We start from the raw sequence: 10,739 nt of genomic DNA, 5'->3' as shown, positions 1-10,739 counted from the left end.
CGGCCGACCAGCAGCGCACGGTCGAGGTCCTCGGGCAGGCAGTCGCGGGGATGGATGGCTTGCATGATGGCTCCTGTCATGGAATCAGAAGATCAGGTTGGGCAGCGCCAGCGAGAGCGCCGGTATGAAGGTGACCAGCAGCAGGACGCCGACCATTACCAGCCAGAAGGGCAGCACCGCGCGGATGAACTCCGGCACCTTGACCCCGGTGATACTGCAGGTGGTGAACATCACCGTCCCCAAGGGTGGCGTAATGGTGCCGATGGCGGCATTGAGGATGAAGATGATGCCGAAATGCACCGGGTCGATGCCGAACTGGGCCGCCACCGGCGCCAGCAGTGGCGAAAGCACGATCAGGATGGCATTGCCCTCCAGAAACATGCCCAGCAACAGCAGAATGAAATTGGCCAGCAGCAGAAAGGCGATCGCCGTACCCACCTGGGAAGAGAGCAGCATGGCGATCTCCTGGGGGATCTGCTCCCAGGTCAGGAAGCGTGCAAACCCCGAGGCCACGGCGATGATGAAGAGCACGTTGACCGATGCAATCAGCGACTCGTTGGTGGCCAGGGCGACGGTCCGCGGTGTCATCTGCCGGTAGACGAACATGCCGACGATCAGGGCGTAGAGAACCGCCATGGCACCCGCCTCGGTCGGCGTGAAGACGCCAACGCGGATACCGCCGATGACCACCAGCGGCAGCAGCAGGGCAATGATCCCGGCACGGGTCACGCTGATCAATTCACTACGCGACACTCGAGTGCGCTGCGGTGGCTGATAGCCCTGCTGGCGGCACTTCCAGGAAACCAGTGCCATCAGGCAGACCGCCATCAGGATGCCGGGCACCACGCCGGCCAGGAACAGCCGACCGATGGAGACGTTATTGACGTAACCGTAGACGATCAGGGCGATGCCGGGGGGAATGGTCGAGGTGACCAGCGACGACGAGGCGGTGATCGCACTGGAGAAGGCCTTGGGATAGCCCCTCTCGGTCATGCTGGGAACCAGCAGCTTGGAGTTCATCGCCGCATCGGCGATGTTCGAGCCGGAGAGGCCCCCCATGAAGGTACTCAGCAGGACGTTGGCCTGGGCCAATCCCCCGTGCATGCGTCGCGTCAGCAGCTCGGCCAGCCTCAGCAGGCGCTCGGTGATGCCGGAGTGGTTCATGAACACCCCGGCCATGATGAAGAAGGGAATGGCCAGCAGCGAGATGGACTCCAGCCCACCGGCCAGGCGCTGGATCAGCATCATGGTCGGCTGATCGGCGCCGACGAAGAAGTACAGGAAGGTCGAGAAGAACAGGGCGAAGGCGACCGGCGTTCCCAGGAAGAAAAGCAGGAACAGGGCGCCGAGTGCGACACCAACAGCCATAAGGGAAACCTCTATTGCTCAGCGGCGCAGCACTATCCTCGCCACGCAGTGGTAGATCATCACCACGGCGCTGACGGGGATCGCCACATGAATCCAGTAGTAGGGAATCTGCAGCATCGGCGTGCTACGAAACCCGGAGAAACCGAGCAGTTGGATGCCCCAGTAGAGCATCACCAGGGCGCTTATCAGGATCACACCGAGGCTGAAGATCCATTCGTTCCAGCGCGCCAGCCCAGGCGGCAACTTATCGGTGAGGAAGCTGATGAACACGTGCTCCTTGCGGCGCACCAGGGCACTGGCCCCCAGGAAGGTGGCCCACACCAGCAGCAGCTGGAGCACCTCCTCCGTCCAGGCCAGGGGGGCATTGAACAGGTAGCGCATGAAGATGTTGCTGATGGCGACCAGGAACAGAGCGAACATGGCAGCGGTGGCCACCACCTCGTCCAAGCGCATGATCCGGTCAAGCCAGGAAAAGACCGTCTTCATCGAGGGCTCCTTGCAAGACGCTCCCCGGCCACGCCGGGGAGCCTGTCATTCACTGGGACGCTCAGCCGTTGATGATCTCGTAGACGGTCTCGTAGAGGCCGTCGCTCCACTGCGGGAAAGCGGTGGGGATCTGCTCGGCGGCCCGCTCGCGGAACGGCTGGGTATCTACCTCGTGCACCTCGACGCCCTCGCTGCGCAGGCGCTCCCGGGCCTCCTCGCTCTCTTCGGCCACCAGCTCACCCAGATACTCGGCCATCTGCTGACCGGTCTCGGTGAGAATCTGCTGGTGCTCCTCGCTGAGCTGTTCCCAGAAGGCCAGGCCGGTGACGAAGGGCGCCACGGTATGCATGTGAGCGGTCAGGTTGAGGTGCTTGACCACCTCGTGGAACTTGCCGCCATGCAGCACGGCGGCGGGGTTCTCGACACCATCCACCATGCCTTGGGCCAGGGCCGGATAGACGTCACCCAGTGACATCGGCGTCGGGGTGGCGCCCATAGCGCGGATCGCCTCGACATACATCTGGGAGTTCTGGACCCGGATTCGCACACCATTCAGATCGTCCGGGTGGCTGACCGGATTGCGTGACAGCAAGTGGCGCACGCCATAGACGGTGTTGGGGATAACGATGTGATAACCGGAGGAGTGCACCTGCTCGAGCTGGTCGGCAAACCATTCGGAGTCGAAGACCTTCAGCTTGGACTCGAAATCTTCACCCAGGTAGGGAGCGTCCAGCACCGCCAGATCCGGCACCGAATCCAGGAAGTTGCTATAGGCGGTGATGGCGATGATCGCCGAGCCGAACCGGGCCTGCTCCATCACTTCGGTCTCAGAGCCCAGCTGGCTGGCCGGGAAGGGACGCAGGTCGAGTTCGCCGTTGCTGGCCTCGCTGACCCACTCGGCCCATTGATTGACGGCAACATCCACCGGCTCACCGGGTTGGTTGCCGTAGGCGATACGGATGACGGTCTCCGCCTGGGCGGTGCTGGTCAGGCCCATGCCGGCCACGGAGGCGGCAGCGATAAAGAGCGAGAGTTTGTTCAGGCGCATGTTGAGCTCCTCATTTCAGTTGTTGTGGTCTAGTGGGTGGGTGTAATCACCCAACAAGTGATGCGGCTCGGCTGATGGCTTCCTCGAGACGAGGTGTTGCCAGGCCATGTCGCCGTGCCATGTCGGACACCGGTTGCAGACGGCGCTGAATCTTCTGCGGATGGTGCTGGGCGATATCGGCCAGTCGGTGATCGAGATAGGGGTTGATGAAGCGTTCCAGGGTGCCGTCGCGATAGGCGGCCAGATCGAGCCCCGGCAGCTCCTGCTCCAGCACCGGCAGCACCTCCTCGTCGAGGAGCCGGCACAGGGCCTCGCGCAGCGTCGGCTCCTGCATGGCTTCGCGCACTAGCGATATACCGGGTGACAGCCCCCGGTGGCGCCACTGATCCACCAGATAGCTGTGGGCCAGGTTGAGGACGTGCAACTTGCGCAGCTCATAGGGGAGCAGCGACTCGACCTCCTGGACATCAGGGTGATCACAGGGCAAGGCCAGGCCCGGCGTGGCCTGGATGGCCCAGAGCGCATAGGGCTCGGCCACGGCCCCCACGGGCTCGATGGCCGCCGAGACGATGCGATCCACCAGGGTGTCGACCCATAGGCAGCGCTCGTCCAGCCAGGCCTCGAAGTCGGGATCGGCATGGTCGCGGCGGGCCAGCGCCATCACGGTCTCCTTGAGCACCCGGCCGTTGCCGCTGATCAGCTCGCAAGGCAGCAGGGTCAGGCCGTCGCGCCCCGCCCGGTAGCGGGCATGCAGCAGCTTGGTCAGCTTGCCGGGGAAGCTCTTCGGCACCTCGGCCAGGCTGGTGTCGTCACCGACCTGGTAACCGTTGTCGCCGCTGTTGGAGACCACCCAGCGGGCGGTCTCGACGAAGTGGCGCTCCAGCACCGGCCACTGCTCGTCGGCGATCAGGCAGCCGGCGATGCTCTCGACCTCCCGCTGCGTGTCCACGGCGGCGCCGTCACGCAGGCCGCGCACCCTCAGCGGATAGCGGCGCTGCTCGGCCAGGGCGCGCGCCTTGGCCTTGCCCTCCGGGCGGCTCGAGGTCTGCACCACCAGGATGCTGTCTCGGCTGCGCCCGGCGGCCAGCGACTCTCCGACGAAGGCCGCCACATGGCCGAGCAGGAAGCGGCTGGTGCCGAACTGCACGATACCGGCCCGGTCGAGGGCGAGGCTCACAGCGACACCCCGCGCTTCCAGGGAATGAAGTCGAGTTGAGCCAGGCGTACGGCCTTGGGCACGTAGCGCCCAGAGGCCGCCTCGATGCACAGCTTCAGCAGCTCGTCGGCGAGCTCGCCGATCTCCACCTCGCCACGGATGATCGGGCCGGCATCGAAATCGATGACATCCTGCATGCGGCCGGCCAGCTCGCTGTTGCTCGATATCTTCATGACCGGTGCCACCGGGTTGCCGGTGGGCGTTCCCAGGCCGGTGGTGAAGAGCACCAGGTTGGCACCCGAGCCGACCAGACCGGTGGTGGACTCGACATCGTTGCCCGGCGTGCAGAGCAGGTTGAGCCCCTTGCGGGTGGCGGGCTCGGTGTAGTCGAGCACGTCCACCACCGGGCTATCGCCGCCCTTCTTGGCCGCCCCGGCCGACTTCATGGCATCGGTGATCAGGCCGTCTCGCACGTTGCCGGGCGACGGGTTCATGGAGAAGTGCGCGCCCACCGCCGCGGCATGGCGCTGATAGGCATCCATCAGCTGCTGGAAACGCTCACCGACCTGCTCGTCGCGGCAGCGGGCCAGCAGCTCGTGCTCGACGCCGCAGAGTTCCGGAAACTCGCTGAGAATGCCGCTGCCGCCCAAGGCCACCAGGCGGTCAACCACCGCACCCACCAGGGGGTTGGCGGAGAGCCCGGAGAAGCCGTCCGAACCGCCGCACTCGACGCCGAGGGTGAGCTCCGAAAGCGGCGCCGGCTGCCGCGCCACCCGGTTGGCTTGCTTCAGGCCCGCGAAGATCGCGGTCAGGGCCTCGCGGATCAGCGACGCCTCGCTTTCGCTGCGCTGCTGCTCGAAGTAGTCCACCGGCTTCAGGCCCTGGGGATCGCGCTCGGCGATAGCCGCCTGAAGCATGGCGATCTGGGCCTTCTGGCACCCCAGGCTCAGCACCGTGGCACCGGCCACGTTGGGGTGGCAGATATAGCCGGCCAGCAGGCGGCACAGCGTCTCGGCATCACCGTCGGTGCCGCCACAGCCCAGGTGGTGGGTCAGGAAGCGCACGCCATCCACGTTGGGAAAGAGGCGCTCCCCGGGCCGCTTCGCCTCAAGCTCCGCCGCCTCACCGTGCAGCAGCTGACGGGCCAGCCGCTTGTAGTCCCGATAGGGGTCGTCGCCCAGGGCATCGGCCACGCACTGGCGCAACACCTCGATGTTGCGGTTCTCGCAGAAGACCAGCGGCACCACCAGCCAGACGTTGGCGGTACCGACGCGACCGTCCGGGCGGTGATAGCCGTCGAAGGTTACGCCCTGGAAGGCGCTGACATCGGGCTGCTGCCAGCTATCGTGGCGCCCCTGGGGGCGGGCATCGGCGGTGGAGTGCTCGAGGTTCTCGGTGGTGATCGCCTCCCCCGCCGCGATGGGCTGGGTCACGCGCCCCACGGTGACGCCGTACATGATCACCAGGTCATCCACCGCCAAGGCTGTCAGGGCGAACTTGTGCTTGTGGCGCACCGCCGCCGGCAGGGTGAGGGTGTGGCCGTCCTCTTCGATGACGGTACCGGCGGGCAGATCGGTCAGGGCGACCCGCACGTTGTCCAGGGCGTGAACGCGCAGGCTGAGCCGCGCCGCCTGGCGGGTGATCAGCTCGCTCATGGCCACACCTCCTGGGTATCGTCGAGAGTGATCATGCCCTTGATGACGCCGCTGGCCGGATCGCACCACCGGGGCATCAGTTCGGGCATCTCGCCCAGGGCGCCGCGATGGGTGATCATCGCCTCGGCGTGCAGCTCGCCGGCCTCCATCAGGCGTGCCACCGCCTCGAAATCCTCCCGGGTGGCGTTGCGGCTGCCCAGCAGCGACAGCTCCTTCTTGTGGAAGTCGGGGTCGTGGAAGGCGATATCGGCCTTGACCACGCTGACCAGCACGTAGCGACCGCCATGGCCGGCGAAGTCGAAGCCGCGGTTCATGGCCCGGGGGTTGCCGGTGGCATCGAAGACCACCTCCGCCAGGGCGCCCTCGTTGAGGGCTTCGATGCGCGCCACCACGTCGTCATCCAAGGCGTGTGCCACGGCATCGGCGCCCAGCGTATCCCGGCAGAACGCCAGGCGCTTGGGATTGGTATCCACCACCAGAGTGCGCGCCCCACGGCTGCGGGCGACCTGTAGAATCCCCATGCCGATGGGACCGGCGCCGACGACGACCGCCAGTTCACCTGCGCCGATACCGCTGCGGCGCACCGCATGGGCGCCGATGGCCAGACACTCGATCAGCGCCAGCCGCTCGGGGTCTAGCGTGGCTGAGGTCACCAGGTGCTCGACCGGCACCACCAGATAATCGGCCATGCCGCCGTCGCGATGCACGCCGATCACCTGCATGTGCTGGCAGCAGTTGGTCCTGCCGCTGCGACAGGCGCGGCACTCGCCGCAGTGCAGGTAGGGGATGACGTAGGCGTTCTGCCCCACCAGGGCCTGGCGATCGGCATCGCCGACGGCGACCACCTCGCCGGAGAGCTCATGGCCGAGCACTCGGGGATAGTCGAAGTAGGGCTGATTGCCGCCATAGGCGTGGATATCGGTGCCGCAGACGCCAACGCGACGGATCCTGACCAGCGCCTCACCCGGGCCACAGGTCGGCATCGGTGCCTCCCGGAGCTCCAGCTGATGGGGCTGTGTACAGACGAGAACGTGCATATCGGGTTCCTCTGGGTCAGGCGCAGTGCAGCATGTCGCAAAAGGCCTGACAGGTTCTTTGATCCAGTGGTCAGGCCTTTGATGGCACACGATGCCCCACTCAGGGACCTGACTCAAGGGTTATCGGGGGATCAAGAGTTAGACATAGGTCGAAGGGTGCAGGCCCTCAGGCCTGCACCACACGCTGGGACTGCTCACCCAGGCCTTCGATACCAAGCCGCATCCGCTGGCCGGGACGCAGATAGACCGGCGGCGTCTGCCCCATGCCGACACCGGGCGGGGTACCGGTGGAGATAACGTCACCGGGCTGCAGGCTCATGAAGCGACTCAGGTAGCTGATCAGAAAGGGGATGCGATAGACCATGGTGCGGGTGCTGCCGTCCTGGTAGCGCCGCCCGTCCACCTCCAGCCAGAGCGCCAGCGCGTGGGGGTCCGGCACCTCGTCGCGGGTCACCAGCCAGGGGCCCAGAGGGCCGAAGGTGTCGCAGCCCTTGCCCTTGTCCCAGGTGCCGCTGCGCTCGAGTTGGAACTCCCGCTCGGAGACATCGTTGACCACGCAGTAGCCGGCCACATGATCCAGGGCATCCTCCTCGGTGATGTAGCGTCCGCCCTGACCGATCACCACACCGAGCTCTACCTCCCAGTCGGTCTTCTGCGAGCCACGCGGGATCTCGACGTCGTCATTCGGGCCACAGATGGCGCTGGTCCACTTGTTGAAGATCACCGGCTCCGGCGGTACCTCGGCGCCGGTTTCCGCGGCGTGGTCGGAATAGTTCAGACCGATGCAGATGAACTTGCCGACTCGCCCCACACAGGGTCCGAGCCGCACTTCGGGTGCCACGGCCGGCAGGCTGGCAACGTCCAACTCGCGCAGTCGTTGCAGGCTCTCACTCTCCAGCGCCCCGCCGGCGAGATCGTCGATGACCCCCGACAGGTCACGCACGGTGCCGTCGCCATCGAGCAGGCCGGGCTTCTCTTGGCCCTCAGGGCCGAATCGCAGCAGTTTCATGGTGAAGCAGTCTCCTCGCAAGGTGTGTCAGTTGGCCCAGCCGCCATCGATCAGCTGGGCGGTGCCGGTGATGAAGGCCGACTCGTCGCTGGCCAGGAAGGTGGCCAGGGCCGCCACCTCCTCGGCCCGGCCCAGTCGCCCCATGGGCTGCCGAGCAATGAAGGCGTTCAGCACCTCGACGGCGCTGCGCCCCTCCTGGCGGGCCTGGGTCTCGATGCGCTGATGCAGCGACGGGGATTCCACCGTGCCGGGACAGATGGCGTTGCAGCGAATACCCTGCGCCATGAAGTCGGCGGCAATCGCCTTGGTCAGGCCGATCACCGCCGCCTTGGTAGCGCCATAGGCGAAGCGGTTGGGCACGCCCTTGAGGCTCGACGCCAGCGAGGCCATGTTGACGATGCTCCCCCCGCCGTGGCTCAACATCGCCGGCAGGAAGGCCTGGATGGTGTGGTACATGGAGGTGACGTTGAGCGCGAAGCTGCGCTCCCAGGTGAGATCGTCACACTGCAGGACGTTGCCGCTGGGCACCATCCCCGCGCAGTTGAACAGCACATCCAGGGCAGGCAACTCATCGGCCAGGTGGCGGATCGCCGTCGCGTCGGTGACGTCCAGGCGGCGTGCCTCCACGCCTGGCAGTCCCTCCAGGGAAGCCGTGTCGATATCGGTGGCGATCACCCGCGCCCCTTCCGCTGCGAATCGCTCGACGGTGGCGCGCCCGATACCATTGGCGGCCGCCGTCACCAGGGCGGTCTTGTGCTTGAGTCTCATGTGGTAGCGCATCCCTGAAAATCGTGGGAACATGAATCAGACCAAACATCCAGACGCCCAATGGCCTGACCATTGGTCCGAGTATGGGATAGCCGGCGGTGCTTGGCAATCCCCGAAACCGTGTCGCACGGAATTTTCGGGTGAACTTTAGTCGTAACTACCAGGGTCACGTACGCTGCGGCTCAGACCGAAACGGGACCAGACAAGCGCAGGAGATGCCGACATGCCGATCCAGACGATTCGCTCACAGCGCCTGTATCGCCAGATCGCCGACCAGCTGCAGCAACTGATCATCGAGGGGGAATTCCCTCCGGGCACCCTGCTGCCCCCGGAACGGGAGCTCGCCCAGTCGCTGGGGGTCAGCCGTGCCTCGGTGCGCGAAGCGCTGATCGCTCTCGAGGTTGTCGGGCAGGTGGAGGTGCGGGTCGGGCATGGGGTGGTGGTCCTCGAGCCGCGCTCCACCGCCACGGGATCGGTGATGCGTGCCGCCGCCAGCAAGGAGCCCTGGGCCATCGACCCGGAGTTCGAGAGCGAGATCGAGATCAACCTCGACGAGGAGATCCCCCCCTTCGCCCTGCTGCAGGCGCGTCGCTATCTCGAGCCGGAAAACGCCGCCCTGGCGGCGATGAATGCCAGCGAAGACGACATCAAGGCCATTCGCGCCGCCTTCGAACGCAACGTCTACGACAACGCCCATGGCGGTGGCAACCTGGCCGGTGACCGCCTGCTGCATATCCGCATCGCCGAGGCTTCGGGCAATGCGGCCTACGCCCTGCTGATCAAGCATCTTCTCGGCCACCAATATGGCGTGATGTTCCGGCGGCTGCAGGAGCTGTTCATGGAGACCGACATGCCCCAGCGCTCCCAGGGCGATCACGAACGCATCGTCAAGGCCATCGAGGAGCGCGACCCGGAGGCGGCACGACGCGCCATGGAGGTCCATCTGGACCACGTGCTCAATGTGTTCTTCGCGGAGTAGGCCAGCTGCCTGCCAGCTGGCCGGGGCCAGGGATAACGACCCGGTAGGATTCCACACCCCCAGGAGCCTGTCGAATTTGACCGATCGTCGCGAGAGATTCAAATCTTGAGACAAGTTTATCGAACCGATAGGGCGTATAGCGTGCTATTTAACGAATTAGATCGAATGAAATTGGCCGGAAGTCCGGATCTCGTAGTAGATCAGCGTTAAGTCCGACAGGCTCAAAAACAGGTCGCCAGACTCTCCTGAACCCGTAGCGCCTCGTCCACCAGCAGCAGCCGGCGCCACTTGTCGAAGGTGAGGCAGGGGTGGGAGGTGCCGAAGGCGATCACGTCGCCGACGGCGATGCCGGCACTATCCATCTCAGCATCATGAGGAATCGCCAGGAAGACGTGCTGATCCATGATATGGGTCGTGCGCCAGGCCGTGACGTCGACCGGCGTCGAGGCCGCGCCCGGCTGCGAGACCAGCGGATAGAGCCGCAGCGGCAGCGGCAGGTCCGGCTCGTGGCCGATATCGCGCTTGCCCAGGGCGACGACGGCCAGCCCCGGCTCGGGCAGCGACTGCACATGAGCGAAGACCTCCAGCGCCGGCCGCAGCTCGCCCTCCAGGCGCGGTTGGCGCGCCTTCACCTCGGCCATGGCGCCGGCATAGAGCCTGTGATCGTGCACCACATAGCAGCCCGGTCGCAGCACCGGGGTGTAGTGCTCGCGCAGCTCCGCCTGGTCGAAGGCCTCGGCGATCAGGTCGAACCACTTGGAACCGGAGGCGGTGACGATCGGTGCCTCGCAGGCGAGCACGCCGCTGGCCTGCAGCGCCCTGACGGTCTCGACCAGCCGCTCGCCGTAGGCGCGCACCGCCGCGACCTCGTCGCCGCCGGCGATCATCCCCTCGTAGCCCTCGATCCCCACCAGCCGCAGGGCCGGCTGCTCGGCGATTGCCGCCACCAGCGCCTCGACCTGGGCGGCGTCGCGACAGCCGCAGCGCCCGCCGGACACCCCGAGTTCGATCAGCACCTGCAACTCGAGCCCCCGGGCGGCGAAGAAGCGCCCCAGCTGGCGCACGTTCTCGGCGCCGTCCACCACGCAGTAGTAATCGGCGCCGCCCTCGATCAGCTCGGCGACGATGGCCATATTGGCCTCGCCCACCAGCTGGTTGGCCATCAACAGCCGCCTGACACCATGGGCGAAGGCGGCCCGGCACTGGGGCGCCGTGGCCAGGGTGATGCCCCAG

At 66.0% G+C, this 10,739-nt stretch carries 10 protein-coding genes; 1 reads left to right on the top strand and 9 read right to left on the bottom strand.

Features of this window, described 5'->3' with window-relative positions; translation table 11 throughout:
- Positions 1-84 precede the first annotated feature (84 nt).
- The 8 genes from J5F18_RS03095 to J5F18_RS03060 all read right to left on the bottom strand — a co-directional run bounded on the left by J5F18_RS03095 (position 85) and on the right by J5F18_RS03060 (position 8,527).
- The gene (locus J5F18_RS03095) at positions 85-1,368 is read right to left on the bottom strand and encodes a TRAP transporter large permease (RefSeq protein WP_346300885.1); all 1,284 of its coding nucleotides are present in this window, start codon (positions 1,366-1,368) and stop codon (positions 85-87) included.
- Positions 1,369-1,386: 18 nt separating this feature from the next.
- Complete coding sequence (locus tag J5F18_RS03090) at positions 1,387-1,854, bottom strand: TRAP transporter small permease (protein WP_346300884.1); 468 nt, start codon at positions 1,852-1,854, stop codon at positions 1,387-1,389.
- A gap of 61 nt (positions 1,855-1,915) precedes the next feature.
- The gene (locus J5F18_RS03085; RefSeq protein WP_346300883.1) at positions 1,916-2,902 is read right to left on the bottom strand and encodes a C4-dicarboxylate TRAP transporter substrate-binding protein; all 987 of its coding nucleotides are present in this window, start codon (positions 2,900-2,902) and stop codon (positions 1,916-1,918) included.
- Positions 2,903-2,948: 46 nt separating this feature from the next.
- On the bottom strand, positions 2,949-4,079 hold the full coding sequence (locus J5F18_RS03080) for a mannitol dehydrogenase (protein ID WP_346300882.1): 1,131 nt from the start codon (positions 4,077-4,079) through the stop codon (positions 2,949-2,951).
- Positions 4,076-5,713 carry an altronate dehydratase family protein gene (locus tag J5F18_RS03075; protein ID WP_346300881.1) on the bottom strand — a complete coding sequence of 546 codons (1,638 nt, stop codon included), beginning with the start codon at positions 5,711-5,713 and terminating at the stop codon, positions 4,076-4,078. The genes J5F18_RS03080 and J5F18_RS03075 overlap by 4 nt, the downstream gene beginning before the upstream one ends.
- Positions 5,710-6,750 (bottom strand): zinc-binding alcohol dehydrogenase family protein, encoded by a 1,041-nt coding sequence (locus tag J5F18_RS03070; RefSeq protein WP_346300880.1) that lies wholly within the window; start codon positions 6,748-6,750, stop codon positions 5,710-5,712. Before J5F18_RS03070 ends, J5F18_RS03075 begins: the two co-directional genes overlap by 4 nt.
- A 166-nt stretch (positions 6,751-6,916) precedes the next feature.
- Complete coding sequence (locus J5F18_RS03065; RefSeq protein ID WP_346300879.1) at positions 6,917-7,759, bottom strand: fumarylacetoacetate hydrolase family protein; 843 nt, start codon at positions 7,757-7,759, stop codon at positions 6,917-6,919.
- Positions 7,760-7,786: 27 nt separating this feature from the next.
- Positions 7,787-8,527, bottom strand: coding sequence for an SDR family oxidoreductase (locus J5F18_RS03060; protein ID WP_346300878.1), 741 nt, complete (start codon positions 8,525-8,527; stop codon positions 7,787-7,789).
- Positions 8,528-8,750: 223 nt separating this feature from the next.
- Between J5F18_RS03060 and J5F18_RS03055 the strand changes: the two genes are divergently transcribed.
- Positions 8,751-9,506, top strand: coding sequence for a FadR/GntR family transcriptional regulator (locus tag J5F18_RS03055; RefSeq protein ID WP_346300877.1), 756 nt, complete (start codon positions 8,751-8,753; stop codon positions 9,504-9,506).
- A gap of 221 nt (positions 9,507-9,727) precedes the next feature.
- Here J5F18_RS03055 and J5F18_RS03050 read toward each other — a convergent pair whose 3' ends face one another.
- Positions 9,728-10,669, bottom strand: a complete 942-nt coding sequence (locus J5F18_RS03050; RefSeq protein WP_346300876.1) for an alanine racemase — start codon at positions 10,667-10,669, stop codon at positions 9,728-9,730.
- Positions 10,670-10,739: the final 70 nt, after the last annotated feature.

Source organism: Halomonas sp. BM-2019 (assembly GCF_017584085.1).
This window is presented reverse-complemented; position numbering and strand designations above follow the sequence as displayed.

What these genes read in the sequence shown, in the direction of transcription:
- J5F18_RS03095 (WP_346300885.1), bottom strand. Translation starts at nt 1,368, where the DNA reads ATGGCTGTTGGTGTCGCACTCGGCGCCCTGTTCCTGCTTTTCTTCCTG.
- J5F18_RS03090 (WP_346300884.1), bottom strand. Translation starts at nt 1,854, where the DNA reads ATGAAGACGGTCTTTTCCTGGCTTGACCGGATCATGCGCTTGGACGAG.
- J5F18_RS03085 (WP_346300883.1), bottom strand. Translation starts at nt 2,902, where the DNA reads ATGCGCCTGAACAAACTCTCGCTCTTTATCGCTGCCGCCTCCGTGGCC.
- J5F18_RS03075 (WP_346300881.1), bottom strand. Translation starts at nt 5,713, where the DNA reads ATGAGCGAGCTGATCACCCGCCAGGCGGCGCGGCTCAGCCTGCGCGTT.
- J5F18_RS03070 (WP_346300880.1), bottom strand. Translation starts at nt 6,750, where the DNA reads ATGCACGTTCTCGTCTGTACACAGCCCCATCAGCTGGAGCTCCGGGAG.
- J5F18_RS03065 (WP_346300879.1), bottom strand. Translation starts at nt 7,759, where the DNA reads ATGAAACTGCTGCGATTCGGCCCTGAGGGCCAAGAGAAGCCCGGCCTG.
- J5F18_RS03060 (WP_346300878.1), bottom strand. Translation starts at nt 8,527, where the DNA reads ATGAGACTCAAGCACAAGACCGCCCTGGTGACGGCGGCCGCCAATGGT.
- J5F18_RS03055 (WP_346300877.1), top strand. Translation starts at nt 8,751, where the DNA reads ATGCCGATCCAGACGATTCGCTCACAGCGCCTGTATCGCCAGATCGCC.
- J5F18_RS03050 (WP_346300876.1), bottom strand. Translation starts at nt 10,669, where the DNA reads ATGGCCAACCAGCTGGTGGGCGAGGCCAATATGGCCATCGTCGCCGAG.